The sequence below is a fragment of the Streptomyces zhaozhouensis genome (assembly GCF_900230195.1).
Taxonomy (GTDB): domain Bacteria; phylum Actinomycetota; class Actinomycetes; order Streptomycetales; family Streptomycetaceae; genus Streptomyces; species Streptomyces zhaozhouensis.
The window spans coordinates 474921-500291 of the sequence record NZ_OCNE01000001.1; the positions used below are offsets into that span (position 1 = coordinate 474921).

General features: G+C 75.4%; 21 protein-coding genes. 10 read left to right on the forward strand and 11 right to left on the reverse strand.

Annotated features, from left to right (window positions below):
- Positions 1 to 541: 541 nt before the first annotated feature.
- Positions 542 to 1987 (forward strand): hypothetical protein, encoded by a 1446-nt coding sequence (locus tag CRP51_RS02175; protein ID WP_097229183.1) that lies wholly within the window; start codon positions 542 to 544, stop codon positions 1985 to 1987.
- Between the two features lie 98 nt (positions 1988 to 2085).
- On the opposite strand, the gene CRP51_RS02180 is transcribed toward CRP51_RS02175, so the two are convergent.
- Positions 2086 to 3048, reverse strand: a complete 963-nt coding sequence (locus tag CRP51_RS02180) for an aminoglycoside phosphotransferase family protein (RefSeq protein ID WP_212615806.1) — start codon at positions 3046 to 3048, stop codon at positions 2086 to 2088.
- 193 nt (positions 3049 to 3241) lie between these two features.
- On the opposite strand from CRP51_RS02180, the gene CRP51_RS02185 reads away from it, so the two are divergent.
- Both CRP51_RS02185 and CRP51_RS02190 read left to right on the forward strand, forming a co-directional pair.
- A complete protein-coding gene (locus CRP51_RS02185) occupies positions 3242 to 4438 on the forward strand; it encodes a sensor histidine kinase (protein WP_097229185.1) in 1197 nt (398 codons plus the stop codon).
- Positions 4426 to 5079 (forward strand): response regulator transcription factor, encoded by a 654-nt coding sequence (locus CRP51_RS02190; RefSeq protein WP_097229186.1) that lies wholly within the window; start codon positions 4426 to 4428, stop codon positions 5077 to 5079. Before CRP51_RS02185 ends, CRP51_RS02190 begins: the two co-directional genes overlap by 13 nt.
- 48 nt (positions 5080 to 5127) lie before the next feature.
- Here CRP51_RS02190 and CRP51_RS02195 read toward each other — a convergent pair whose 3' ends face one another.
- The 5 genes from CRP51_RS02195 to CRP51_RS02215 all read right to left on the reverse strand — a co-directional run bounded on the left by CRP51_RS02195 (position 5128) and on the right by CRP51_RS02215 (position 10772).
- Complete coding sequence (locus tag CRP51_RS02195) at positions 5128 to 5481, reverse strand: hypothetical protein (RefSeq protein ID WP_097229187.1); 354 nt, start codon at positions 5479 to 5481, stop codon at positions 5128 to 5130.
- A 113-nt stretch (positions 5482 to 5594) separates the two neighbouring features.
- Positions 5595 to 6173: a hypothetical protein gene (locus CRP51_RS02200; protein WP_097229188.1), complete on the reverse strand. Its 579-nt coding sequence runs from the start codon at positions 6171 to 6173 to the stop codon at positions 5595 to 5597.
- A 79-nt stretch (positions 6174 to 6252) separates the two neighbouring features.
- Complete coding sequence (locus CRP51_RS02205) at positions 6253 to 7527, reverse strand: MATE family efflux transporter (protein WP_245880307.1); 1275 nt, start codon at positions 7525 to 7527, stop codon at positions 6253 to 6255.
- Between the two features lie 219 nt (positions 7528 to 7746).
- Positions 7747 to 9483, reverse strand: a complete 1737-nt coding sequence (locus CRP51_RS02210; RefSeq protein WP_097229189.1) for a lipopolysaccharide biosynthesis protein — start codon at positions 9481 to 9483, stop codon at positions 7747 to 7749.
- A complete protein-coding gene (locus tag CRP51_RS02215; protein ID WP_245880308.1) occupies positions 9480 to 10772 on the reverse strand; it encodes a glycosyltransferase in 1293 nt (430 codons plus the stop codon). Before CRP51_RS02215 ends, CRP51_RS02210 begins: the two co-directional genes overlap by 4 nt.
- A gap of 381 nt (positions 10773 to 11153) precedes the next feature.
- Between CRP51_RS02215 and CRP51_RS02220 the strand changes: the two genes are divergently transcribed.
- The gene (locus CRP51_RS02220; RefSeq protein ID WP_097229191.1) at positions 11154 to 11621 is read left to right on the forward strand and encodes an FAD synthase family protein; all 468 of its coding nucleotides are present in this window, start codon (positions 11154 to 11156) and stop codon (positions 11619 to 11621) included.
- Here CRP51_RS02220 and CRP51_RS02225 read toward each other — a convergent pair.
- Positions 11537 to 12286: a CDP-alcohol phosphatidyltransferase family protein gene (locus tag CRP51_RS02225; protein WP_245880309.1), complete on the reverse strand. Its 750-nt coding sequence runs from the start codon at positions 12284 to 12286 to the stop codon at positions 11537 to 11539. The two genes, CRP51_RS02220 and CRP51_RS02225, sit on opposite strands and share 85 nt — an antisense overlap.
- 125 nt (positions 12287 to 12411) lie before the next feature.
- Here CRP51_RS02225 and CRP51_RS02230 point away from each other — a divergent pair, with 125 nt between their 5' ends.
- On the forward strand, positions 12412 to 13410 hold the full coding sequence (locus tag CRP51_RS02230) for an SCO2278 family lipoprotein (protein WP_097229193.1): 999 nt from the start codon (positions 12412 to 12414) through the stop codon (positions 13408 to 13410).
- A 117-nt stretch (positions 13411 to 13527) separates the two neighbouring features.
- Here the strand turns inward: CRP51_RS02230 and CRP51_RS02235 are convergent, their stop codons facing one another.
- The gene (locus CRP51_RS02235; protein WP_097229194.1) at positions 13528 to 14217 is read right to left on the reverse strand and encodes a bifunctional DNA primase/polymerase; all 690 of its coding nucleotides are present in this window, start codon (positions 14215 to 14217) and stop codon (positions 13528 to 13530) included.
- A 229-nt stretch (positions 14218 to 14446) separates the two neighbouring features.
- Here CRP51_RS02235 and ddaH point away from each other — a divergent pair, with 229 nt between their 5' ends.
- Positions 14447 to 15322, forward strand: a complete 876-nt coding sequence (gene ddaH / locus CRP51_RS02240; protein ID WP_439333105.1) for a dimethylargininase — start codon at positions 14447 to 14449, stop codon at positions 15320 to 15322.
- A 78-nt stretch (positions 15323 to 15400) separates the two neighbouring features.
- Here the strand turns inward: ddaH and CRP51_RS02245 are convergent, their stop codons facing one another.
- Both CRP51_RS02245 and CRP51_RS02250 read right to left on the reverse strand, forming a co-directional pair.
- Positions 15401 to 15994 (reverse strand): ADP-ribosyltransferase, encoded by a 594-nt coding sequence (locus CRP51_RS02245; RefSeq protein WP_097229196.1) that lies wholly within the window; start codon positions 15992 to 15994, stop codon positions 15401 to 15403.
- Between the two features lie 112 nt (positions 15995 to 16106).
- A complete protein-coding gene (locus CRP51_RS02250; protein ID WP_097229197.1) occupies positions 16107 to 18779 on the reverse strand; it encodes a helix-turn-helix transcriptional regulator in 2673 nt (890 codons plus the stop codon).
- A 967-nt stretch (positions 18780 to 19746) separates the two neighbouring features.
- Between CRP51_RS02250 and CRP51_RS02255 the strand changes: the two genes are divergently transcribed.
- A complete protein-coding gene (locus tag CRP51_RS02255) occupies positions 19747 to 20883 on the forward strand; it encodes an acyl-CoA dehydrogenase family protein (protein ID WP_097229198.1) in 1137 nt (378 codons plus the stop codon).
- 150 nt (positions 20884 to 21033) lie between these two features.
- On the opposite strand, the gene CRP51_RS02260 is transcribed toward CRP51_RS02255, so the two are convergent.
- A complete protein-coding gene (locus CRP51_RS02260) occupies positions 21034 to 22089 on the reverse strand; it encodes a LacI family DNA-binding transcriptional regulator (protein WP_097229199.1) in 1056 nt (351 codons plus the stop codon).
- 158 nt (positions 22090 to 22247) lie between these two features.
- On the opposite strand from CRP51_RS02260, the gene CRP51_RS02265 reads away from it, so the two are divergent.
- From CRP51_RS02265 to CRP51_RS02275, 3 genes are read left to right on the forward strand one after another with little or no spacing between them, the layout of a single operon-like run.
- Entirely contained in the window at positions 22248 to 23570 is a 1323-nt protein-coding gene (locus CRP51_RS02265) for an ABC transporter substrate-binding protein (protein ID WP_097229200.1), read from the forward strand.
- The gene (locus tag CRP51_RS02270; protein WP_097229201.1) at positions 23567 to 24493 is read left to right on the forward strand and encodes a carbohydrate ABC transporter permease; all 927 of its coding nucleotides are present in this window, start codon (positions 23567 to 23569) and stop codon (positions 24491 to 24493) included. The genes CRP51_RS02265 and CRP51_RS02270 overlap by 4 nt, the downstream gene beginning before the upstream one ends.
- A 3-nt stretch (positions 24494 to 24496) precedes the next feature.
- Positions 24497 to 25357, forward strand: a complete 861-nt coding sequence (locus CRP51_RS02275; protein ID WP_097229202.1) for a carbohydrate ABC transporter permease — start codon at positions 24497 to 24499, stop codon at positions 25355 to 25357.
- The last annotated feature ends 14 nt before the right edge of the window (positions 25358 to 25371 follow it).

Sequence of the window (25371 nt, forward strand, 5' to 3'; positions counted from 1 at the left end):
GGCTTTCTGCCGGGCCAGTTGCGCGGCCCGCCTGTCCTCGTCCGCGCGCTGCCAGAAGAGCCACGCGTTGTAGTCCAGCAGCCGGGGGTCGTCGTCGGGGCCGAGGCCCGTGGGCGGTTCTTCGGTGGCGGCGGGCTCGGCGGCCCGGGGGCCGGTGGCGTCGGGGTCGTCGGGCGCGGCTGCTGAGGCGGGTACGTGCGGTGACATGGCGGCTGCGGCACCTCGTGTCTTGTTCGTGCAGGTGTGCGCATCGTCCCCCGCGCGCGGCGCCCCGTCCACACCCGCCCGCAGGGCGGGACGCGACGGGGACGGCCTCCGCCCGCGCCGCGAGCCGAGCCGAGCCGGGGTTCCGCGCCGCGAGCCGAGCCGGGGATCCGCACCGCGAGCCGGACCCGGTGGACGGACCTGACCCGGTGAACGGACCTGACGTGCTGAGCGGACCTGACCCGGTGAACGGCCGCCGCGCCCGCCCGTGTCCGCCCTAGACTGAGGTCTCCCGTGGCGGCGGAACCGAAGCCTCCCGTGGCGGAGGGGAGGCCGGGTGGCGATCGAGGTGCCGCGCCGGGCCGTGCTCTCCCGGCCGCTTTCGGTTCCGTTGATCGCCACGGTGGTGGGCGCGTTACCGCTCGCGGTCGCGGCCCAGCCGGGACCGGGGCTGCGGGACACCGCCTTCTGGCTGCAACTCGTCGTCGCCGGCTACGCCGGGGTGCGGCTGTGCGCGATGGTGCTCTCCGGGCGGCGGCGGCTGGTGCAGGGCGCCTTCTGGCTCTTCGGCTATCTGGCGATGGGCATCGCGCCGCTGGCGCAGAGCGTGCTGGGCCGGGACCCGACCCCCGTGCTCGGCCCCCGCGAGGACACCCAGTTGGCCGTCGCGCTGGTGCTCTGCGGCATGATCGCGTTCGACGTCGGCGCGCTGCTCGCCCGGGTCCGCCCGCTGGGACGGGAGCGCGGCCGGCCGGCCAGTGTGCACCGGGGGCGACTGGTCGTCCTGGTGGTTCTCGCCTATCTGGCCAGTGGTCTGCTGATCGTGCAACTCGGCGGCCCCGCCGTCTTCTTCACCAGCCGGCAGGAGATCAGCGCCAGTCTCGCCGAGGCGACCGGCGGCCCCTCCGACGCCTCCGACGGCGGCGGCGAGGCGGGCAACGCGCTGCTGCGCGGCTTCGGAACGGTGCCGGCGATGCTGGCGCTGCTCTTTCTCACCCGCTGGCTGGTCACCTCCCGCCGCGCCCGCCGCCGACCGACAGTCGTGCTGCCCTGGGCCGGGCTGCTGGTGGTCAACGCGATCGTCAACAACCCGATCTCCAACCCGCGTTACTGGTTTCTCACCGTTCTCTTCGCGCTGCTGTTCACCGTCTTCCCGCGCAGCCCGGTGATGTACCGCGCGGCGCTGGCACTCGGACTGGTCGTGGCGCTGCTGGTCTTCCCGTTCACCGACCGCTTCCGCTACGAGGAGGGGGAACGGCGCCCGCTGGAGACCGACTCCGTGCTGGAACCACTGGTGGTCAAGGACTACGACCAGCTCAACATGTTCGCCAACACCGTCACCTTCGCCGACGACGGCAACGGCCACTCCTACGGCGAACAGCTCGCCGGCGCCGTGCTCTTCTTCGTGCCGCGCGGCCTGTGGGAGGACAAGCCGGAGGACACCGGCTTCCTGGTCGGCGGCTGGATGGGCACCGACAGCGCCAACCTCTCCTCCCCGCTGTGGGCCGAACTCTGGTTGGACTTCGGGCCGTTGGGCATGAGCCTGGCCTTCGCGGGCGTCGGCTACCTGGCCGCGCGCACCGACCGGCGCTATGTGCGGCGCACCGTGGACGACCCCTCCCCCGGCAACGTCCTGGCCGTCGCGGTGCCGGTCCTCGCCGGCTACAGCTTCATCCTGCTGCGCGGCTCACTGCTCCAGGCCTCCGGCCGCATCGGCATCGCCCTCCTCTGCCTGGCCCTGGTCACCACCTTCCGCCCGCGCCCGCGCTCCGAGCTCCGCTGAGGCCGGTCCGGGACGCCGCCTCGCCCCGGGCGCGGGAGGCGCGGAAGGCGAGCGGAAGGCGAGCGGGAGGCGCGGGAGGGGGTGCCACGCCCGCACCCTCAGCCGGCGCGCCGCGCACGCAGCACCTCCGCGACCCGGCGGTCGACGGCGACGGGGAACGAGGGCGCGGTGGTGCCGTCCCCGGTCGCCCAGAGCACGTTCTGCAGCACCCGCGCCAGGGTCCAGGCCACCGCACGCGCCCGCTCCAGCCCCAGCGCCTCCGTCATCAGGTCGAAGCGCCGCAGCACCGCCCGCGCGACGTCACCGCCGTCGACCACCTCGTCCCAACGGTTGCGCAGCGCGGGCAGCAGCTCGAACGCCGGGTCGCCGGCGAGCGGCTTCGGGTCGATCGCCAGCCACTCCGCCCGCCGGTCGCCGTCGGGAAGCGGCGCCAGCACGTTGTCGTAGTGCAGGTCCCAGTGGAGCAGCCGGTCACCGGCGCCGTCCGGCAACACCTCGGCGAGCGCTCCGGCGCAACCGTCCAGCAACCCGCGCAGCGCCGGATCGCCCACCCGCTCGCGGGCGGTGGCGGCACGGCGGAGCAGGTCGGCGGCGATCGCGTCCAGGCGCCGCAGGCCGGGCGGGGCCGGCACCCGGGACAGCTGGGCGAGGCGTGCGCTCAGCAGCCGCAGCGCCTCCCACGCGTCCGGCAGGGCCCCCAACGAGCGTGCGGCGTCCAGCCGTTCCAGCAGCATCGTCCCCGACGCCGGGTCGTGCTCCAGCAGCCGCACCGCGCCCTCGCCGTCCCAGGCGCGGAGCGCCGCCGGCTCGCGGCGCGTCTCCTCGTCGACGGGCTGGAGCTTGAGCACGGCGGGTGTGCCGTCCGCCCGCCGCACGGGCACCACCAGCGCGACGGCCCCGCTGGCCACCGCACCCTCCGGCGTCAGCGCCCACCGCTCCGACCACCGCTCCACCGACGCCGGCAGCCCGGCCACCCACGCCCGCCCGGCCTCCCCCGAGTACCCGACGTGCGCGTCGAGCAACGACGCGGGGACCTCGACGAGGGGGCGGGATCGGGACACGGGACGAGCGAACCACGGCGCCGGGCCGCGGTCCACCCGGAGGGGCCGGCGAAAGGGCTTCGGCCGCGCCCGGCGGCGGCCGGCGCTCCGCGCGGCGGCGTTCCCCCGCGCCGGGCGGCTCGTTCCCCGGTCGGGGGTCCCTCCGACTTCGGTAGGTGCCCCCGCTCCCCGCGCGCGGGCTAGCTTTGCCCCCATGAACGACCCGATCGATCGGCTGAACGACCCGGTCGAGGAGACCCGTTGGCCAGGACCGGTCACCGTGGTGGGCGGCGTGGTGCTGTGCGTGGGCGGGCTGACCGCGGCCTCGGTGTGGGGGCAGGCACACGCCGGTCTGCTGTGGCTGGATCTGCCCGTGGCGGTGGTGGCCGTGGCGACGGCGGTGGCACAGCTGCGGTGGCCGGTGGCCGGCGCGTTGGCGGCGACGGCCCTGACGCTGCTGTCGCCGGTGGCCACGCCTGCCGCCTCGCAGGGCGCGTTGCAGGTGGCGCAGTGCCGGCGGCTGCCGCTGGCGACGGGCGTGGCGGCCGCCGGCTTCGCGGCCCACCTGGGGCAGGCGGTGTGGCGGCCCAACTCCGGTATCTCGCTGGGCTGGTGGCTGCTGCTGGTCGGCGTCGCCTACGGGGCGCTCGTCGGCTGGGGTCAGTGGGCGCGGTCGCGTCGGGCGCTGCTGCTGTCGCTGCGGGAGCGGGCGTTGCGGGCGGAGGCCGAGCAGGGCCGGCGGGTCGCCGAGGCCAGGCTGGCCGAACGCCGGCGGCTGGCGCGGGAGATGCACGACGTGCTGGCGCACCGGCTGACGCTGGTCGCGACGTTCGCCGGCGCGCTTGAGTACCGGCCGGACTCCTCGCCGGAACGGCTGGCCCAGGCGGCGGGGGTGGTGCGGAGCGGGGTGCACCAGGCGCTGGAGGAACTGCGGCAGGTGATCGGGCTGTTGCGGGACGAGGAGGAGGAAGGGGACGAGGGGGCGGGCGCCGGCGCGACACGGCCGGGCCTCGGCGCCCTGCCGGTGCTGGTCGGCGAGGCGGGTCAGGTGGGGCAGCGGGTGCGGCTGCGGGAGGAGACGTCCGGGGGCGCGCCTCCGGCGGGGGCGGCGCGCGCGGCGTACCGGGTGGCTCAGGAGGGACTGACCAACGCGCGCAAGCACGCCCCCGGTCGGCCGGTGGAGCTGCGCGTGGCGGGGCGGCCGGGGGAGCGGCTGGTGGTGGAGGTGAGCAACCCGCTGCCGCCGCCCGCCGGCGCGGGGGACGCGGAGGTCCCCGGCTGGGCGGGCACCGGGGCCGGGGCCGGCCTGGTGGGGCTGGGGGAACGGGTGCGGCTTGCCGGAGGGGAGCTGGAGCACACGGCGTCGGACGGGGAGTTCCGGCTGCGGGCGTCGCTACCATGGCCCGCGTGATCCGGGTGCTGCTGGTGGACGACGACGCCATGGTGCGCACCGCGCTCTCGATGATGCTGGACGGCGCGGCCGGGATCTCCGTGGTCGGCGAGGCGGCCGACGGGCGCGAGGCGCTGGGCGCGGTGGACGCGCACGCGCCGGACGTGGTGCTGATGGACGTGCGGATGCCCCGGGTGGACGGGATCGCGGCGACCCGCCGGCTGCGGGCACTGGTCAGGCCGCCCGAGGTGATCGTGTTGACCACCTTCGACACGGACGAGAACATCGTGCGCGCGCTGCGCGCGGGGGCCAGCGGCTTCCTGTTGAAGGACACCGCGCCGGCGCGGATCGTGGAGGCGGTGACGAGGGTGGCCGCCGGGGACCCGATCCTCTCGCCTGGCGTCACCCGGCGGCTGATGGAACGCACGGCCTCCCAGGCGGGCGCGCACGAACGGGCGGCCGCCGCGTTGGCCGCGCTCACGCCCCGGGAGCACGAGGTGGCGCTGGCGGTGGCGCGCGGCCGTGCGAACGCGGACATCGCGCGGGAGCTGGCGATGGGGCTGACCACGGTGAAGGCGCATGTCTCCAGCGTGCTGGCCAAGTTGGGACTGGAGAACCGGACCCAGGTGGCACTGCTGGTCCACGACGCGGGACTGGCCTGACGGGCGCGCCCGCACCGGTGGGCACTGGTAGGCACCGGTGGGTACTGGTCAACGGAAGGTGTGGACCAGCACGATCCCACCGACCAGATGGGCGTTGAACTCGTCCAGCTCCTCGGCCGGCACCCAGAGTTCCAGAATGGTCCGCCCACCGGCGCGGCGCACCGGGTAGCGGGCGAGAAACGCCGAGTCCACCTCGAAGCGGGTGACGAAGCCGGCGCCGTCGTGCTTGACGTTCCAGTCGCGGGCGATCCGGATCGCGTAGTCCTCGTTGAGCACCGGGTAGAAGATCGGCTGCTCCGGCAGCCGGGGCGGCCAGGCACGCCACCCGGCGGCGCGCACCAGCTCCAACTCCGCGGGCCCGGTGGGCCGCCAGAGCGTCGTGGTCCGCGCCTCGCCGTTCATGACCGCCCCTCCCCGTCCGGAGACGGCCGCTCCGCCCCGGCCGTCCACCCGACGGTAACGGCGGACGGCCGCCGAAGGCGAACCCGTTCCGCCCCGGCGGGCGGTCGGTCGCGTCAGGGCGACTCCCGCTCGGAGGCCCAGGCACCGTGTGCCCGCAGCTGCGGAAGCGCGACTGCCGAAGCGCCGGCGGTGTACGCGAGCCAGAGCAGGTCGAGATGGGCGAACCACGGCTCGGTGCCGCTGTCCACCCAGATCCGCAACTCCTCCCCTTCAGGGGCCGCGGTGAGGTCCCACCACGCCCAGCCACGCATCCCGAACTCCGGTTCGAAACGGGAGAGCCAGTCCTCCCACTCCCAGGGCCCGTCCGTCCCCGGGTGCGCCAGATATCGCTCCAGGCCGGCACGGGCGAACGCGGGAGCGTCGAGGCCGACACCCGCGTCTCCGCCGGCCGAAACCGTCAGGAACCAGGAGGGAACCGACCCTGTCGGCAATTCCTCGGCATCGAAGTCAATCGCCGCCGCGAGCGTCAACGTCGGGGCCAGAACCTCGCGCATCCGCTGTGCGTAGACAGCGGCGGGCACCGCCGGCCGCACGTCGAAGCAGGCCAACTCCGGTGGCCCCTCGGACCTCTCCGGTCTCCGTGCCAGCCGCTTCCCCTCAACCACCAGCGCCGCCCGACTCCCCTCGTCCATCCCTCTCCGTTTCCCCGCCCCGGCGGCGGTCGGTCGGGGCGCGGGGGCGCGCCGCGGTGCGTCGTGGGGCGCGGACCGCTCAGGGGCGGACCACCGTGCGGAGTTCCAGGGCCGCGCGGAGCCAGGAGGCCAGGGCCTTGGCCGCGGAGCCGAGCGCGAGGCCCCAGGCGGCGCCGAGGATGCCGCCGGTGGCGTAGCCGACGCAGAGGGCGACCACGGAGAGCGCGGAGAAGACCAGCTGGATGGGGAGGGTGGCGCGCGGGGTCAGCACGCGGAGCAGCAGCAGGCCGCAGGTGCCGAGAGCCATGAACGCGTACTGGCCGCCGGTCGCGGTGAGGATCTCGGCGGCCGAGTCCCAGGTGTCGCCGAGGAGTTCGCGGCCCATGGTGTCGGGCAGCACGGTCAGCACCGCCGCCCACACCACGGCCGTCGCGGCGAGCGCGCCGCCCACGCCGAGCGCGGCGCGGGCCTGGGAGTGCGGGCCGGGGCGGCGGTTGAGGAGCGGGGGGCCGAAGGCGGTGGCGGAGTTGAAGAGGACGTTGAGCGGCCCGAAGAGGGTGCCCGCGCCGCGCAACGCGCCGACGACCAGCGGGTTGGCCAGCAGGCCGAGGGCGATGACGGCCAGTTGGGAGGCCGCGTTCCCGACGCCGAACTCGACGACGAAGCGCCGCCCGAGGTGGCGGTGGCCCAGCAGGCGGGCCGGGCGTATGCCGCGCACGTCGCGGGTGCGCCAGGCGAGCAGCCCGCCGGCGAGCAGCAGCGCGGGGGCGGCCGACAGGCCCCAGGCCAGGACGAGTTGGCCGGGACCCGTGCCGTGTGGCTGGGCCGCGAGCACGGGCACGACGACGGCCAGCCGCAACGTGTCCGCCGCGAGGGCCAGTTGGGGTATGCCCAGCAGTGAGCAGGCGTAACGCAGGATGTCCTGGGTGAGGACGATCGGCAGCACCAGGCCGAGCGAGGCGAGCCCCGCCGCGGTGCCGCCCGGCAGGGCGAACGTGGCCAGGGCGAGGACCGCGCCGGCGGCGGCGGAGCCGGCGAGGGTGAAGGTCGCCGCGTCCCAGCAGTGGCGGTTGAGCGTGAAGTCGGCGCCCTTCCGCAGGACGAGGGGCTGGCCGACGTAGGCGCCGGCCGCGCCGAGGAGCAGCGTGAACACCGCGTAGACGACGGCGAAGGAGGCGAAGTCGTCGGCCGTGGACTGGCGGGCGGCGACGATCACCACGGCGATGTTGGTGAGGGCGGCCATGCCCTGGTCGGCGACGGCCGCCAGGGAGGAGGAGGTCAGGGAGGTGCGGGGAGTCGGGGGCGTCGGGGGCTCGGCGGGAGTCGCCGGGCGGGCGCCGTTGTCTTTGCTCACTGCGTGGTTTCTCTGCTCACTGCGGGGGTCAGTGGGGACGGACGGGGTGCTTCGGAGACGGACGGGTTGCCGCGAAGACGGGCGGGCCGCTTCGGGGACGGACGGGGTGCTTCGGGAACGGACGGGAACCGGGGCGGGCCCGGGTCGGCGCGCGCCGGGGTGGGTTCCGGCGCGCGGGCAGTGGCGCGCGCCGGCGGGTGGGGCGGCCGGCGCGCGGGGTCAGATGCGGTGGTGGGGGTCGCCGTCCTCCCACTCGGCGGGGTCGAGGACGCGCAGGCCCATGGTCTCGGAGTTGCCCTCGCCGCGCTCGGGCCCCGGGCGGCCACGCGCGTCCCGGGGGCGTTCCTGGCGGGGCGCCGGGGCGGCCGGGGCGTCGGGGGGCGGCACGGTCCGGCCGCGCGCGCGCTCCGAGCCGTTGCCCCAGGAGTGGAGGACCGCGCCGAGCAGCGATCCGCCGGCGCCGACGACCAGTTCGCGGACCCGCGCGAGATCCTCGCGGCGCACCTCGGCCGGGTCGCAGACGACCAGCACGCCGTCGACGCGGTCGGTCAGGGCGATGGCGTCGGCGTAGGAGAGGACGGGCGGCGCCAGCACCACCACGACGGAGCCCCGCTCGTCGGCGTGGCCGATGAGTTCGGTGGCGGCCGGGGAGGTCAGGGCGCGCGGCACGTTGCGCACCCGGCGACCGGGGACCAGGTCGAAGATGCCGGACTCCCCCGCGTCTATCGGCACCCGCATCCCGGCGGGCCAGCCGCCCCCGTCGGCGCGCGCCGGGGCGTGCGCCCAGCCGGGGCGCACGCCGTCGGCGTGGCGCAGCTGGTCGGTGAGGGTCGGGGTGCGCAGGTCGGCCTCGACCAGCAGGGCGTTCATGCCCATCTCGGCGAAGGCGGCGGTCACGTTGACGGCGGCGGCCAGCGGGGTGTCGATGCCGCCGCGCGGCGCGACCACCAGCAGCCGGCGGCGCTGGGCGAACGCCTCGTCGTAGGCGAGGCGGAACGCGATCGAGCGGTACTCCTCGGCCAGCCGGCCCTCGGCCAGCAGCTGGTCCGGATCGCGCCCGGCGCGCGGCAGCACGCCGAGCACCGGCGCGCGCAGCGCGCGGGTGACGTCGCCCGCGGAGCGGACGGTGGGGTCGAAGACCAGCCGCACCCAGGCGGCGAGCAGGCCGAGGCCGATGCCGACCACGTAGCCGAGTCCGAGCAGCAGCGGCAGCCCGGGGCCGGCGGGCGAGGAGGGCGGGGCGGCCTCGGTGATGACCCGGCCGCCGGTGGTGTCCAGCGCGCGCAACGCGCTGATGTCGGAGTTGAGTTCGGCGATCTGGCCGACGACCTGGGAGAGGTCGGCCACCGCCAGGTCGTAGGGGGAGGTGCCCTCGACCAGGGTGTCCACCTCGGCCTGGAGCTGGTCGCGGCGCTCCAGCAGCGGCTCGCGCTGGCCTTCGAGGGAGGCGACGTTCTGGGTGATGGTCTCGTCGGCGTCGGCCTGCCGGTTGGCGAGGTAGGCGGTGACGAAGGCGCCGGCGCGCTGGGCGGCGACCTCCGGGTCGGAGGCGCTGTAGGCGAAGCGCAGCACCTGCGTGTTGGGCGGGTTGGTGACCGTCAGGCCCCGCTTGAGGCGGCCGACGCTCTCGGAGGTGCCGAGGGTCTGGGCGGCGCGCTCGGCGACGATGTCGCTGACGGCGGTGCGGCGTTCGGAGCCCATGGCGACCCGGTCCATCGGGGCGGGGTCGGCGAACGGGTCGGCCGTCGGGGTGCGGAGGCTGACCTCGCCGGTGGCGACGTAGCTCTCGTTGGCGGTGAGGCCCAGCCAGGCGCCGCCGGCCAGGCCGAGCAGGATGCCGCAGATGATCAGGGCGCGGTAGCGCAGCAGTTGGCGGAACTGGTCGCGCAGCAGGTCGGGCTCGTCCCACGGCTGGTGCGGGGCGGCTGCGCGCTCGGCGCCGGCGACCGCGCTCACGCGGGCGCCCCGGGGAGCGCGGGGCGCACGGCGCGCACGCGCGCCGGCGCGTGCGCGGTCAGGACCTCGTCGAGCAGCGCGGAGAACCGGGCGAGGCCGGCGGCGCGGGTGAGGTGCCCGGCGGCGTAGGCGGCGCCCGCGGCGCCGAGGGCGGCGGCGCCGGCCGGGTCGGCCGCCAGCTCGCGGGCGGCCGCGGCCAGGGCGTCCGGGTCCTCGGGCGGCACCAGCCGGCCGCCGCCGGAGCGGCGCAGCTCGGCGGCCGTGCCTCCCTCCCCCGCGACGGAGGCGAGCACCGGGCGGCCGGCCACGAAGTAGGAGGTCAGCTTGGAGGGCACGCTCATGTCCAGCACGCTGGCCCGCTGGGTGACCAGCAGCGCGTCGGCGGCGGCCAGGACGTCGGTGAACTCGGCCCGGGGCGCCGGCGGCAGCAGCTCGACGTTGGGCAGCCCCTCGGCGGCGGCGGCCAGGCGGGCGCGGCAGGAGCCGTCGCCCATGAGCACCACGTGCAGCTCGGGCGCCCGCCTGGCGGTCTCGACCAGCACGTCGAGCCCCTGTTTGGCGCCCATGTTGCCGGAGTGGAGCAGCACGGTGCGGTCCTCCGGCCAGCCCAGGCGCGCGCGGACGGCCGCGCGCGGGCGCGTGGGGGGCGCGACATGGGACCAGTTGGGGACGAGCCGGATCCGGTCGGTGGGCACGCCGAGGGCGCGAACGCCTTCGGCGAACGACTCGTGGATGACGCCGACCAGGGTGGCCCGCGCCAGCATCCGCCGCTCGATCCCGGCGGCCAGCGCGGCGACCCGCCCGCCGCCGGCGATGCCGCTCTGCGCGGCGGCGGCGCCCATCAGGTCCTGCACGACGGGCACGAAGGGGGCCCGGTGACGGGCGGCGATCCGGGCGGCGAGCAGCCCGCCGGCGAGGCTCGGCACCTGGGCGAGGACGGCGTCCGGCCTGGCCATCCGGGGCGGGGCGAGCAGCCCGTGGCCGAGGATGGTGCCCTCGTAGGCGGCGCGGCGTAACGCGCTCTGCCGGCCGGGGACATAGTGCCGGCGGCGGTGCACCAGGACGCCTTCCCGTTCGTCGACCAGCCGCCAGCGCCCCCGGTAGCCGGGGTCGACGCGCCAGGCCGGGTAGTGCGGCAGGCCGGCGAGGACATGGACCTCGGCGTCGCGTGCGGTCGCCCAGTGCTCGGCGAGCTGGGTGGCGTAGGGGCCGATCCCGGCCTGCTCGGGCGCGTAGTTGGTGGACACCAGCAGCAGACGTTCGCCGCCGGGGGTCTGCGGGTCGCTCACGACGCTCCTCTTCTCCACCGCCGGGGCCCTGGCCTCCGTGGCGGCATCCGTGACAGCGGGGGACCTCCCTGGCAGCGGTGGCGCACAGCTTATCGGCGCGCGACCGGTACGGCACGACCGCGCGTCAGCATCCCATGCCGGGCGGGGGCGGAGGACGCTGTGACGGACTTCGGCCGGAGAACGGCGGTGTGGCGGCGGCGAGTTCGCGGTCCCGACAGCGTGGCGGGCGTCGCATTCCGGCCAATCCCCGCCCCGCGCCGGCCGGTTGGGCGTTACCCCTCCGGCGGCGGCCGGCCCCGGGTTAGGCTCCGATCGACGCGGCGGGGTGTCCCGGTGCGGGGTGCGCGGGGCGGGGACCGGCCAGTGGGGGGTTCGGACGTCATGGGGACCGTGGGGTACGCGCCGGGGGTCTACGACCTCTTCCACGTCGGCCATCTCAACATCCTCCGGCACGCCAGGAGTCACTGCGACCACCTGGTGGCCGGCGTGGTCTCGGACGAGATGGCCGCGTTGGCCAAGGGCAGGCCGCCGGTGGTGCCGCTGGTGGAGCGGCTGGAGATCGTCCGCAGCATCCGCCATGTCGACGCGGCGTTCGTCGAGACCGTGCCCGACAAGCTGGAGACCTGGCGGCAGGTGCGGTTCGACGTGCTGTTCAAGGGCGACGACTGGCGGGGCACGCCCCGGGGCGAGAAGCTGGAACGGGACTTCGCCACGGTGGGCGTGCGGATCGTGTACTTCCCGTACACGGTGCACACCTCCAGCACTCAACTGCGGGGCGCGCTCGACGCGTTGAGCGCTGAGAGCGCGCGGAACCAGCGCACCGAGAAGCCCGCGCAGCACAGCACGTAGGCGCAGCCGAGGGCGAGATAGCCGTAGCGGAAGGCGCGTTCGTCGCCGAGCAGCGTGAAGAGCAGGCAGAGCGTGCCGTAGTCGACGGGCAGCAGCGCCACGGCGCGGGCGCGCGAGGGGGCGGGCTGCGGCGCGGCGGCGGGGGCGCCGCGCCGCAGCTGCTCGGTGAGCAGGCCGCCGAAGAAGAGCAGCAGGTGGGCGAGTTGGAAGCCGAGCGGCAGCAACAGCCAGCCGTCGCCCGGGAGTGCGAAGTGGCGGTGGAAGGCGATCAGCACCACGGCGTGCAGCGCGGTGATCTTGGCGAGGTCCACCACATGGTCCAGCCACTCGCCGGCCGGCCCCGAGCTGCCGAGCAGCCGGGCGAGTTGGCCGTCCGCCGAGTCCAGCGCGAAGCCGAGGAAGAGCCCGAACCAGACGGCGCACCCCCACGCCCAGGACGGCTCGGCGAGCGCCACGGCGGCCAGCGCGGCGCCGCTGACGGCGGCGCTCAACAGCGTGACCTGGTGGGGGCCGAGCCCCAGGCGGTAGGCGGCGGCGGCCAGTCGGCGGCCGACCGGCCGGTTCACGTGGCGGGAGTAGAGGGAGACCCCCCTGGCGGTCTTCTGCGCCTCGGCGAGCCGCGCGACGGCTGCCCCGTAACCCAACGTCCGCCCCGTCCCCACCATGCGTGGCATCATCCCACGCGCCGGCCCGCGCCGTGGGCCCTCGGTGCCGGCAGCCGCCGCACGCGGCCGCTCCCGGCACGGATACCATCGGGGGCCGAAGCGACACACGACGGGGAGGGCCGAGGATGCGGCTGCGCGGACGACTGACGACGACCACGGCGGGGCTGTTCGTGGCTCTGGCCACGGTCACGTCCCTGTCGGGCTGCATGACGGTGCGCGGCGAGACCGCCGTGGTGCCGGCGACCACCCAGGAGGAGGCCCAGGAGGTCCTGGACCACTACTTCGAGGTCAGCAACGAGGCGTGGGAGACCTTCGACCCCGAGCTGAACGCCACGGTCGAGGGCGGCGCGCTGGCGGAGATCAACGGCGCCTCGATGGTCGCCCAGGGCGCGCTGGCCGAGGAGGCCGAGGCGGCGGGCGAGGAGCCGACGACCCGGGAGCCGCTGGCCCCGGTCGAGCCCCGCTTCCTGATCCCGCAGCAGTCCGGGTGGCCCAAGTTCTTCATGGTGGACACCCGCCTCGACGTGCCGGACAGCGAGCACAACTGGCTGCTCACCTTCGCGCGCGACAGCGTCGACGAGCCGTGGAAGGCGCGTTATCTGTCGGTGCTCGCGCCGTCCGCCATCCCGGAGTTCGCCGAGGACGAGGACGGCCACCTGGAGGAGTTGCAGGTCTCCAGCGAGAACACCGGTCTCTCGGTGGTGCCGAGCGAGCTGGGCGAGACCTACGCCACGTATCTCCAGGAGGGCCAGGGCTCGTTCCTCGGCGGCCCGCACACCTCGGAGACGCTGGCGGTCAGGGACGAGCGGGCCAACGACGCGGCGAGCCAGACCGACTACGCCGACGTGCCGCAGGAGCAGGCCGAGCACCCGTCGTTCGCGGTGCGGACCGCCGACGGCGGCGCGATGGTGCTCTTCACGATGCGGATGGACGAGAAGCAGACCTGGGCCGAGGGCGAGACCCCGGTGGTGGACGACCGGGTGAAGCCGCTGATGCAGGGCACCGCCGACCGGGCGGTGACGCTCCAGCGCTACGCGACGTTCACGGCCTACGTGCCGGAGGGCGAGGACCCGGTGGACCTGCGCTCCCGGCTCGCGGGCGTCTTCAACGCGCTGGGCGAGTGAGCCGCGCGCCCCTCGCGGGCGCCCACACGTCAAGAGAGAGCGAAGCGGAACGGGGAGGGGCCACGGTGCCCCTCCCCGTTCCGCGTGGTCCTCGTTCCCCGGGTGTGCCGCCCGGGATCAGCTGGGCCAGGCCGGTTCGCGATGGCTGGCGCAGGCGTCGGTCAGGGTCTCCAGCAGCGCCAGCGGATCGGGCAGCGGGTGCTCCGGGCCGCGCAGCCAGCGCGCGCCCTCGGCGCCGTCCTCGGTGAGCCGGGAGGGCGGCAGCAGCACATAGCTGCCCCGGCAGTGCCAGCGCAGCCCGTGGTGCTCGTCCACGGTCTCGGGATGGCAGTCCAGTTCGCAGGGCCACCACTCGTCCTCGTCGTCCGGGGTGCCCCTGGTCGCGGTGAAGAAGAGCATCCGGTCGGGGTCGACCACCGCGACGGGGCCGACCTCGACCCCGTCGGCGGCCAAACGTTCCAGCGCCTGCCGCCCGGCGGCCAGCGGCACGTCGAGCACGTCGTGGGCGCGGCCGGTGGCGGTGACGAAGTTGGCCTCGGGGTCGGCGCGCAGCCAGCGCAGCACCTGCTCGGCGTCGGTGGTGGCCTCCGCGTTCCAGGTGAGGGAGACCGGGTGCCGCGCCGGCGTGGGACAGCCGATCCTGGCACAGGAACAGCCAGGCCCCCTCGGGTGCGCGGCCGGCGCGACGGGCAGCCCCGCCTCGGCGACGGCGAGCAGTGACTCCTCACGGGCCAGTGCGGCGGCCTCGCCACCGGCGTCCCGACCACCACGTCGCCACCAGCGGGGGATTCTGCTCTCGCGTGCCATCAGCCGCCTACCGCCTCACTTCCGTCCCGTCAGCAGAGCAGCGCTCGGATGTCCCGCGTTATTCCGCGTCGCTCGAAGACCCGCGCGCTCCCGGACGATCCCGGGGTGCGACCGGGGCGCCTCGGGCCGTACTCCGGGTTGCGCTCATCCTGCCCTGTCGTCGCCCCGGATGGGTAATCGGCGGCCCCTGGTGTACGGCGCCCGCGCTGGGCACACTGTGCTCACCGCAGTGCGATCCGCACCAAGCCAAGCGGCCCTTCACCCACAAGGAGCCTCGGTGTACCGACCTCGTCGCTATCTGATGTGTCCACCGGAACACTTCCGGGTCACGTATTCGATCAATCCGTGGATGGACCTGACCAAGCCTGTCGATGTTCGACTGGCGATGGCCCAGTGGAGCGATCTGCGTGACTGCTATCGCTCGCTCGGCCACTCGGTGGACGAGCTGACCCCGCACCCCGACCTGCCTGACCTGGTCTTCACGGCCAACGGCGGGCTCCAGCTGGAGGACCGGGTGCTGGGCGCCCGGTTCGCCCATCCCGAGCGGTACGGCGAGGCGACGGTGCACGAGGAGTGGCACCGGGAACAGGGCCGGACCGAGTTTCAACGCGCTCAACACACCAACGAGGGCGAGGGCGATTTCGCGGTGACGGCCGACTGGCTGCTGGCCGGCCACGGCTTCCGTTCCAGCCCGCTGGCCCCGCAGGAGGCCCAGGAGTACTTCGGGCGTCCGGTGATCGCGCTGGACCTGGTGGACCCGCGCTTCTACCACCTGGACACCGCGCTGTGCGTGCTGGACGACGGCCCGGACGGCGAGGAGGGACGGACGCGGGGCACCGTCATGTACTACCCGGGGGCGTTCTCCCCCGGCAGCCGCGCGGTGCTGCGGCGGCTCTTCCCCGACGCGCTCGTCGCGGCGGAGTCGGACGCGCTGGCGCTGGGCATGAACGCGGTCTCCGACGGCCACCACGTGGTGCTCCCGCAGGCCGCCGTCGGGCTGCTGGACCCGTTGCGGGAACGCGGGTTCGAGCCGGTCCCGATCGACCTGTCGGAGCTGCTGAAGGCCGGCGGCAGCGTCAAGTGCTGCACGGGCGAGCTGCGTTGACCCGGAGCCCGTCCCGTTGAACGTCCGCCCGCCGCCGGGCTCGGTCCCGGCGGCGGGCGGAGGGCACGCGGCGCCGGCTCAGCCGCGCCAGGGGGTGTAGTGCGGGTTGTCGACGCACTCGTCCATGATCTCGGTGCGGCTGTCGGCGTCGATCGGGCAGGCCCCGACGACGAACTCGGTGGCGATGCCGCCCGGGAAGGCGACCTCGACCTGGTCGGCCCAGCGGTGCTGGTCCCCGATGGTCGCGTTGACGTCGATGCCGCCCGGGGCGTCGATGTAGTAGTTGTAACCTGCCGAGCGCCAGCCCTTGTACAGGTCGTGGTCATAGCTGGTACTGACGAACGGCGACGGCTGGTTGACCAGTACGTACTGCTCCAGGTCGTACTGTCCGCCGACCACGTCCCTGGGCTCGAAGCCCTCCTCGAAGATCACCTCGGGCGACCTGCCGTCCGCCCGGTACAGCTGGCGGCAGTCCTCCCGGTAGTCGGGGTCGGGGGAGATCCGGTCGACGTCCACGTCGCGGTTGTTGGCCGCGTACAGCGGGTCCTCGACCGTGGGGCAGGCGACGGCGGCGCTGGCGACCGGCGCGGCGGTGAGGGTGACGGGGGTCAGCAGCAGGCCGACGGGCAGCGCGAAGGCGGCGGCCCGGCGCAGGGTTCGCTTCCAGAACATGGCCCCCACCCTCGCGAGTCCGGCCGCCGGCGCCGCGCAATGTCACCCGATGGACGGCGTGGCGCGGCGGCAACGCGACGCGTGGCGCCCGGAGTTCGCGGCCGGCGGCACGTCAGGCCGCGGCCACCCGGTGCGGGCGCAGGGCGGCGGACAGCTCCGCGCGGCTGCCGACCCCGGTCTTGCGGTAGACGCGGGTCAGATGCTGCTCGACGGTGGAGACCGTGACATAGAGGTGCTCGGCTATCTCCCGGTTGCTGAAGCCCTGGACGGCCAGCGCCGCGACCCGGCGCTCGGAGGTGGTGAGCCGGGCCGGGGCGTCGCCGCCCCGGGGCGCCCGGCGGTCGGCCGCGTCCTCGGTGGGCGGTGCGGCGGGCGGCGGCGCGGGCTCGTAGAGGCCGCGGGCGTCGCAGTCGCGGGCGATCCGCCGGGCGCGGCGGCGGACGGAGTAGGCGGCGTGGCGGTCGCCGAGCGCGTGGTGGGCCTCGCCGAGGTCGACCAGGACGCGGGCCAGTTCGTAGCGGGCGCCGCAGCGTTCCAGCAGCGCGACGGCCGCGCGCAGCGGCGCGGGCCGCTCCCCCGGCGCGCGGGTGGCGGCCAGACAGCGCAGCGCCATGGCGCGGGTGCGGGGGAACTCGTCGCGCAGCACGACCAGTTGCTCCTCGGCGAGGACACGGGCCCGTGCCGGTTCACCGAGCGCCAGCCACGCCTCGGCCGCCGCCGCGCGCCACGGCACCAGCCCCGGCGCCTCGACGCCCCAGGTCGTCAACTGCCGTCCGCAGCGCAGGAAGTCGGCCAGCGCGGCGTGCGCCCGGTCCTCCGCCAGATGGTGGCGCCCGCGCGCGTGCAGATAGAGCGGGCCGGCCAGCGCCTCGAACGCCCCGTCGGGGACGGGGTCGACGAACAGCTCGGCGGCCGCCGCGAGTTCCCCCATCCCGGTGTGGGCCTCGGCGAGGGTGGCGAGCGCCAGCACCCGGGTGCTGTTCCAGTCCCGCGCGCCGATCCGCTCCAGGGCGCCGCGGGCCCGCTCCACGGCGGCGCGCGGCCGGCCGGTGCGCAGCGCGACGACCGCGCCCACGGCGTCGAGGAACGCCCGCCACAGGGCGCCGGCCGCGTCGGGGAACGCGGCGGACCCGGTGTCGGCCAGCGCGCGGTCGCACCACTCGGCGGCGGCGGTGAGGCGGTCGGAGTAGACGAGGCAGAGCAGGCCGAGGACGGGCGAGCCGATCGGCGCGAGCGTGTTCGGCCCGGTGTGGTTGCCGCGCAGCTCCTGCTCGACGCGGGCGAGGGCGTGGCCGTCGGCGGACTGCCGCAGCACGGCGGAGAGGATCTCCAACACGCCCAGCAGCGCCTCGTCCTCCGAGCCGAGCCGGCCGCGGGTCGCCGGGAGGGCCGGCGCCCCGCCCAGCCGGGCGGCGACCCCGGGGAACATGGTCTCCAGCATCAGCCGGGTGACCCGCGCCCGCAGCACCTCCTCGGGGTCGTCGGTGGGGACGAGGCCGGCGTGCTCGATGACCTCGACGGCCTCGTCGAACCGCAGGCCCCACAGCATCGTGAGCGCGACGTCCAGGGCGTGGCGCGCGGGGACCTTGCCGGCCAGGATCGGCGCCCGAAGCGCCAGGAACAGCGGGACAGAGGCGGCCGGGTCGCTCATCCAACGGACCATCGCCAGCTCGACTTTGGCGGTGTAGCGGGCGACGTCGGTGGCGCAGGACTCGACGGCCAGCCGCAGCAGGCGCGCGGCCCCGGTGGTCTCGCCCCCGGCGAGCGCGCCGCGCGCCGCCTCGCGCAGCAGCGGCGGCACCCACTCCTCCCGCAGCGGCCCCGCGGCCAGCAGTTGGGCGGCGACGGTGCCGGCGGGCGCGCCCTCCTCGTGCAGCAGTCGGGCGGCGGCGCGGCGCAGCGCGGTCTCCTCGTCGGCGGGCAGCCCGTCGAGCACCGCCCGGCGCCCGGCGGGGTGGCGGAACGCGCCGTCGGCCAGGACGCCGGCCTCCGCCAGGGCGTCGAGGGCCCGTTCCCGCAGGCCGGCGTCGACGCCGGCGAGCCGGCCGAGGAGCCGGGGGTCGTCGGGCGCGCCGGGGGCGTCGAGCAGCGCGAGGGCGCGCGCGACCCGGGTGGCGACCGGGCCGGTGCGGTACAGGCAGGTCAACACGGCCCTCGCGTACGCCGGTCCCGGCACCGTGCCCGGCTGCGCGGCGTCCCGCGCGAGCGCGGTGGCCAGCAGCGGGCTGCCGCCGGCGAGCGCGCGGTGCTCGGCGACGCGCCGCGCGGCGGCGGCGCCGTGCCGGCGCGCCAACGCCACGACGGCGTCGGGCGGCAGCGCGGGCAGCAGCAGCCAGCGGGCGGCGGGCCGGTAGAGCAACGCGCGCAGCGGCTCCGGCTCGTCCTCGCCCGGGACGCGGCGCCAGGAGACGACGAGCGCGACCCGTTCGCCGGCGAGGCGGTCGGCGAGGTGGCGTAGGTCGCGCACCGACGCCTCGTCGGCGTGCTGGAGGTCGTCCACGGTGACCAGCACCGTCCGCCGGGCCGCCGCCTCCCGCACGGCGGTGTGCAGCCGGGCGTCGTCGGGCGCGTCGTCCCGGCGCAGCGGCGCGAGGAGTTGGCCGACGGTGGCGTGCGGCGCGGGTGGCCCGTCGCGGTGGGCGGTGGCGGTGAGCACCACGGCGCCCGCGTCGGCGGCGCGCGCCGCCAGGCGGCGCAGCACCGTGCTCCTGCCGTGCCCGGTCGGGCCGCTGACCACGGCGAACGCGCCGGCGCCGCGCCCCGCGCCGGCCAGCAGCTCGTCCAACCGCGCTTCCACTGGCCCGTGTCCGTGCCCCTGCCCCGGTGTCATGCCCTGCCCCCTCCACGCGGACGTGTCCCCCGTGGCGCGTCCCCACCGGGTGTCGCGGCGACCTTCGGATCATGCAGGAGCCCTGGCGCCGACGGCAACCCCCCACCTGGCCGGCGCTTGCACCGTGGTCGTCCGCGACCCACCACCCACGCACCGCGCAGTCCCCCGCGCCCCTGACAGGGCGCCTGACCGCGAACGCCAACCCGCCACCGGCCGAAAAGGGGCCCGGGGCACCGCGCGAGCAACCGACCACCGGGGCGAGGACGACAACCCACCCAGCCGGCTAGGACCGTGGTCGTCCGCGACCCACCACCCACGCACCGCGCAGTCCCCCACGCCCCTGACGGGAGACCTGACCGCGAACGCCAACCCGCCACCGGCCGAAAAGGGGCGCGGGGAACCGCGCGAGCAACCGACCACCGGGGCGAGGACGACAACCCACCCAGCCGGCTAGCACCGTGGTCGTCCGCGACCCACCACCCACGCACCGCGCAGTCCCCCACGCCCCTGACAGGGCGCCTGACCGCGAACGCCAACCCGCCACCGGCCGAAAAGGGGCGCGGGGAACCGCGCGAGCAACCGGCCACCGGGGCGAGGACGACAACCCGCCCAAGGCCGGCAAGGCCAGGCGCGGTCGCCCGCAACGGCCCAGTTCAGCGCGGTTGTTAGGGGCACTTAGGGGTTGCCGCCGAGGTCGCCCGCTCCGTAGTTTTCCCGGGGGGAGAACGCCGGGGGGAGGCCGGGGGGAACCCTGGCCGCGCGCGGCCAGGGGGCTTCCCGGACCGGCCGGCGGGTGAGGAGCGGGGGCGGCCTTGCGGAACTGTCCGGCTCGCGTCGGCGGCGAGGGCCGCGAGGGCCGCGTCGGCAGCGAGAAACGTGCCGCCGCCCGGCGGGCGCGCGCCGGCGCCGAGGTGGGGGCGCCGTGCGGTTTCTGAGCGACGAACGGGAGACGCTGGAGCGGCTGCTGCCCGGCCTGGGCAGGCGGCTGGCCGGCCCCGAACTCGCCGAGCTGGAGCGCCCAGGCGGGCCCGCGCTCCGCGCGTTCCGCCAGGCCAGGGGGGCCGGGCTGCTGGCGCCCGCGCTGCACGGCGGGGCGGGGGCCGGCGCGGCCGACGCGCTGCGCTGCACGCTGGCGATCGGCGCGGTGGCCCCGTCGCTGGCGATCGCCACGACGACGCACCACTTCTCGGTGGCCGGCCTGGCGGCGCTCGCCCGGCGCGGCGAGGACTTCGCGTGGCTGCTGCTGGACGCCGTCGTCCGCGACCGGCTGCTGCTGGCCGGCGCCTTCGCCGGGGGGCCGGGCGGTCCCGGCCCCCTCACGCCGGCGATGCGGGCGGAGCGCGCGCCGGACGGCGGCTGGCTGGTCAGCGGCGCCAAGCGGCCCTGCGCGCTGTCGCGTTCGGCGGACGTCCTCGTCGCCGGCGTCCGCCTCGTCGAGAGGGGAAGGGAGATCGGGTCCGGGGTGGCCCTGGCCCCCTCCGGCAGCGAGGGCGTCTCGGTGCGGCCGTGTCGGAACGCGCCGGTGCTGACCGCCGCCGAGGGCGACGAACTGGTCCTGGAGAACGTGCGGGTCGACGACCAGCTGGTGATCGGGGTCGCCCCGGAGCGGGGCGCGGCCGAGGAGGACCGGCCGCGGGCGTTCGGGCCTCTCTGGTGCGCGCTGCTGCTCAGCGGCGCCGCCCTGGGCGTGGTCTCCGGGCTGGTGGAACGGGTCCTGACGTCCGGGCGCGGCACCGCGCGGGAGCGGGGGGAGCTGGTCGCGGACGTCGAGGCGGCCGTGCGGGCGCTGGACCGGGTCGCCGGCTGGGTCGACGCGGGCGCGAGCGGCTCCCCGACGCGGGCCGCCGCGCTGATGGCCCGCCACACGACGCGGGCCGCCGTGCGAAGGGCGGCGGGGCAGGCCGTCGGGCTGCTGGGCGGGCCGGCGTCCCTCGAAGGGGGCGACGTCGGCTATCTCGCGCGTGCCTGCCACGCGTTGGCGTTCCCCCCGACCTCGCGCGGGTCGACGGCCGAGCCGCTGGACGCTTGTCTGGGCGGCGCCGGTCTGGCCGTCGGCTGACCGGCGCGAACGGCGGACGAACGACAACGGGACGAGCGGCGACGGAGGAGCGCGCCCGCGCCCTGAACGCCGCCCCGCCCACGGGGAACGCGCCCCCGCGAAACGCGACGCCGGGGGACACGACGCCGAGGACCGGCGGTCGTCACCCCGTCAACCGCCCGCCGTGGCAAGGGAACTGCGTCGCACCAGCAGCTCGTGCCCCATCCGCACCGTCCGGTAGGGCAGGTCGTCGCCCCGTGTGATCCGTTCGTGCAGCAGCCGCATCGCCTCCCGGGCGATGCCCCGCTTGTCCGGCGCGACGGTCGTCAGCGGCGGGTTGCAGTACCGCGCCTCGTCCGTGCCGTCGAAGCCGACCACGGCCAGGTCCTCGGGCACCCGCAGCCCCCGTTCCAGCGCCGCGTGCACCGCCCCGACCGCCAGCATGTCGTTGAACGCGAAGACCGCGTCCGGCGGCGCCGGGCCGTCCAGCAGCGCGCCGACCGCCGCGGCGCCCTCGGCGCGGGTGTAGTGGTCGACCCGCGGGGCCAGTTCGGCGTCGAGGGGCACCCCGGCCTCCTCCAGCGCGGCGCGGTACCCCGCGATCCGCCGGTGGCTGTTCTCCGTCCCCGCGGCCGGTGACTCCCCCACCGCCGCGACCCTCCGGCGTCCCAGCGCCAGCAGGTGCGCGACGGCCTCCCGCGCCGCCCCCTCGTTGTCCACGATCACCAGGTCGCCGGGGCCCCGGTCGCCCTGCTCGCCGAGCAGCGCCAGCGGGCGGCCGGCCGCGTGCGCGGCGACCTCGTCGGCGGCCAGCGCCTGCGGGTAGAAGACCAGCCCGTCGGTCGGCGTCGGCCCGTAGCCGGCCAGCGCGCGGCGCTCCAACTCGCCGTCGCCTTTGGTCTGTTCGATCAGCACCGTCCAGCCGAGCGCGGCGGCCTCGTCCATCAGCAGCCGGGCCAGCTCGGCGAAGTAGGAGTTGTCGATGGTGGGGATGGCGAGCGAGACGACGCCCGAGCGGCCGGCCCGCAGGTTGCGGGCCGAGGAGTTCGGCACATAGCCGATCCGTTCGATGGTCTCCAGGACGCGCCGGCGGGTGGCGTCGGAGACGTTGGGGGCACCGCGCACCACGTTGGAGACCGTCATCACCGACACACCGGCGAGCGTGGCGACGTCCCTCAACGAAGGCCGCCCCCCGGGCCGGGGGCCTCCCGCAGCTTCACGTGGCATGGCGCCAGTATGACGCGAAACAAACAAGCCCGGTGAGGGGGGTTTACAAGCCAAGTTTAACGTTACACACTCGGGCGAAGTCCAGTCTCAGGACGTGCGACCCGGACGCCCCGAGGCGTCCGCCCGCCGTCGTCCTCGAATCCCGCACGAGGCCCGACATGCCGCGACACATCCGCAACCCCGCGCCCGCCCCCCGACCCTCCCGCCGGACCGTGCTCGGCCTGGCCGCCACCGGACTGGTGGCCGCCGGCTGCGGCGGCGGGGGAGGTGGTCCCGGAATGGCCGCCTCCTGGTGGGGCGACCCCGGCCTCAACGACGCCCTCGACGACGCGGTCGGCGCCTTCCGCGAGGCCGGCGCCGGACGACCGCGCGTCCACTCGGAGTTCCTGCCCTGGGACGGGTACTGGGACAAGCTCGCCACCCGCACCGCCGGCGGTGACACCCCCGACCTGATGATGCAGGCCGCCACCTATCTCCCCGAGTACGTGGGCCGGGGCGCGCTGCGCCCGCTCGACCCCTACCTCGGCGACGCGCTGCGCCTGGACGACGTCGACGCCAGCGCCCGTTCCACCGGCGGCTACCGGGGCAGGACCTACGCGGTCGTGGCCGCCACCAACGCGCTGACCGTGATCGCCGACCGGGGGCTGCTGCGCGGGGTCACCGGCCGCGACCTGCCGGACGACCGCGCCTGGACCTGGGACGACCTGGAGGAGCTGGCCGGCGAGGTGCACCGCGCCTCGGACGGGGAGGTCTTCGGCCTCCAGGACGGCGGCGGCGACCTGATGGCCTTCCAGCTCTTCGTGCGCCAGCGCGGGCGCGAACTCTTCGACGAGGAGGACCGGTTGGCCTTCCCTGTCGACTGGCTGGCCGAGTGGCTGGCGCTGTGGCAGCGGCTGCGCGAGCGGGGCGCGGCGCCGCCGCCCGACATGACGGCCGAGAGCGTCAACATGCTGGCACAGAGCCCGATGGTGCGTGGCCGGGCCGCGATGACCTTCGCCTGGACCCAGGACATCGGCTCCCACGCCTCGCTGCGCGAGGCCGAGTACGCCGCGCTGCTGCCGCCGGGACCGTCCCGGAGCGCGCCGGGCGAGCCCCGTCCCGGGCTGTGGATCAACGCGGCCAGCCTGTGGTCGGTCGCCGCCGAGACCCGGCACGCGGACGTGGCGGTGGAGCTGGTGGACTTCCTGGTCAACGACCCGGCGGCCGAGGAGCTGCTGGGCACCCGGCTTGGCACCCCGCCGCGCGCCGACGCCCGCGCGCGGGCGCGGGAGGGCGCCGACCCGGTGACCCGGGTCTCGCTGGACTACATGGACCTGGTCGCCGCGTACTCCACGCCGCTGCCCCGGGTGTGGCCGCTCGGCTTCACCGAGCTGCGCTCGGAGTTCAACCGCTACAACCAGGACGTCGGCTTCGGCCTGCGCTCCCCCGAGGCGGCGGCCGACGCCTACTACGACTACGCGGCGGGGGTGGTCGGGGCATGAGCGCGTCCCCCCGCACCCGCGCCCGCACCCGCACCCGCCATCGGCACAACGGCTGGGGCTACCTCTTCCTGGCGCCCTGGCTGGTCGGCTTCTTCCTGCTGGTCCTGGGTCCGATGGTCGCCTCGCTCGCGCTGTCGTTCACGGACTTCAACCTCTTCGACCCGCCGCGGTGGATCGGTCTGGACAACTACAGCCAGGCGTTCTTCGACGACGAGCGGTTCTGGAACGCGCTGCGCGTCACCTTCACCTATGTCTTCGCCTCGGTGCCCGCGCGGCTGGCGTTCGCGCTGGCCGTGGCGATGCTGCTCAACCGGGGCGTGCGCGGGCTGCGGGTCTACCGCGCGGTCTACTATCTGCCGTCGCTGCTGGGCGGCAGCGTCGCCATCGCGGTGCTGTGGCGGCAGCTGTTCGGCTCCGACGGGCTGCTCAACCACTTCCTGTCGTGGTTCGGCGCGGACACCGGGCACTCCTGGATCGCCGACCCCGACACCTCGCTGCTGACCATGATCGTGCTGGCCGCCTGGCAGTTCGGCTCGCCGATGATCATCTTCCTGGCGGGGCTGCGGCAGATCCCGCGGGAGCTGTACGAGGCGGCGGAGCTGGACGGCGCCGGGCCGATCGCGCGGTTCCGCGCGGTGACGCTGCCGCTGCTGAGCCCGTTGATCTTCTTCAACCTGCTGCTCCAGGTGATCGGCGCGTTCCAGGCGTTCACCCCGGCCTACGTGGTGAGCAACGGCACCGGCGGTCCCTCGGACTCGACGCTCTTCTACACCCTCTACCTGTACGAGGAGGGGTTCACCCAGTTCCACATGGGCTACGCGTCGGCGCTCGCCTGGGTGCTCTTCGCGGTGATCGCGGTCTTCTCGGCGATCGCCTTCCTCTCGTCCAGGTACTGGGTCCACTACGCGGACGTGAGGAGCTGACCGATGTCCGTGCTCAACCGCCCCGCCGGCACCACGGCACCGTCCTGGCGCCGCTTCGCGCTGCACGCGGCGCTCGCCGCCGGCGCGTTCGTCACCGTCTACCCGCTGCTGTGGATGACGGGCAGCTCGCTGAAGCCGGAGAACGAGATCTTCGGCGGCTCCTCACCGGTCCCCGGCAACCCGACCACCGAGCACTACACGGAGGGCTGGAGCGCCGGTGGCGACTTCGGTACGTACTTCCTCAACTCGCTGACCATCTCGGTGCTCGCCGTGATCGGCAACGTCCTCGCCTGTTCGATGGCGGCCTACGCCTTCGCGCGGCTGGACTTCCGGTTCCGCAAGCTGTGGTTCGCGCTGATGCTGGCCACGATCATGCTGCCGTACCACGCGGTGCTGATCCCGCAGTACTTCCTCTTCCACGAGCTGGGCTGGATCAACACGATCCTGCCGCTGGTGATCCCGAAGTTCCTGGCCACGGACGCGTTCTTCGTCTTCCTGATGGTGCAGTTCATCCGCTCGCTGCCGCCCGAGCTGGACCAGGCCGCGGCGATCGACGGCTGCAACCCGTTCCAGACCTACCGGCGCCTGATCTTCCCGCTGCTGCGGCCGGCGCTGGTGACCACGGCCGCCTTCACGTTCATCTGGACCTACGAGGACTTCTTCAGCCAGCTGGTCTACCTCAACGACAGCAGCCAGTACACGGTCCCGCTGGGGCTGCGGATGTTCCTCAACTCGATGGGCGACTCCAGCTACGGCCAGCTGTTCGCCATGTCCGTCCTGACCGTGCTGCCGGTCTTCGTGCTCTTCGTCCTCTTCCAGAAGCACCTGGTCGAGGGCATCTCGACCGGCTCGGTCAAGGGCTGAACCCTCCCAAGGAG

What these genes read in the sequence shown, in the direction of transcription:
- CRP51_RS02260 (WP_097229199.1), bottom strand. Translation starts at nt 22,089, where the DNA reads ATGCCACGTGAAGCTGCGGGAGGCCCCCGGCCCGGGGGGCGGCCTTCG.
- CRP51_RS02275 (WP_097229202.1), top strand. Translation starts at nt 24,497, where the DNA reads ATGTCCGTGCTCAACCGCCCCGCCGGCACCACGGCACCGTCCTGGCGC.
- CRP51_RS02245 (WP_097229196.1), bottom strand. Translation starts at nt 15,994, where the DNA reads ATGTTCTGGAAGCGAACCCTGCGCCGGGCCGCCGCCTTCGCGCTGCCC.
- CRP51_RS02235 (WP_097229194.1), bottom strand. Translation starts at nt 14,217, where the DNA reads ATGGCACGCGAGAGCAGAATCCCCCGCTGGTGGCGACGTGGTGGTCGG.
- CRP51_RS02200 (WP_097229188.1), bottom strand. Translation starts at nt 6,173, where the DNA reads ATGGACGAGGGGAGTCGGGCGGCGCTGGTGGTTGAGGGGAAGCGGCTG.
- CRP51_RS02185 (WP_097229185.1), top strand. Translation starts at nt 3,242, where the DNA reads ATGAACGACCCGATCGATCGGCTGAACGACCCGGTCGAGGAGACCCGT.
- CRP51_RS02195 (WP_097229187.1), bottom strand. Translation starts at nt 5,481, where the DNA reads ATGAACGGCGAGGCGCGGACCACGACGCTCTGGCGGCCCACCGGGCCC.
- CRP51_RS02225 (WP_245880309.1), bottom strand. Translation starts at nt 12,286, where the DNA reads ATGGTGGGGACGGGGCGGACGTTGGGTTACGGGGCAGCCGTCGCGCGG.
- CRP51_RS02270 (WP_097229201.1), top strand. Translation starts at nt 23,567, where the DNA reads ATGAGCGCGTCCCCCCGCACCCGCGCCCGCACCCGCACCCGCCATCGG.
- CRP51_RS02230 (WP_097229193.1), top strand. Translation starts at nt 12,412, where the DNA reads ATGCGGCTGCGCGGACGACTGACGACGACCACGGCGGGGCTGTTCGTG.
- CRP51_RS02220 (WP_097229191.1), top strand. Translation starts at nt 11,154, where the DNA reads ATGGGGACCGTGGGGTACGCGCCGGGGGTCTACGACCTCTTCCACGTC.
- CRP51_RS02265 (WP_097229200.1), top strand. Translation starts at nt 22,248, where the DNA reads ATGCCGCGACACATCCGCAACCCCGCGCCCGCCCCCCGACCCTCCCGC.
- CRP51_RS02190 (WP_097229186.1), top strand. Translation starts at nt 4,426, where the DNA reads ATGGCCCGCGTGATCCGGGTGCTGCTGGTGGACGACGACGCCATGGTG.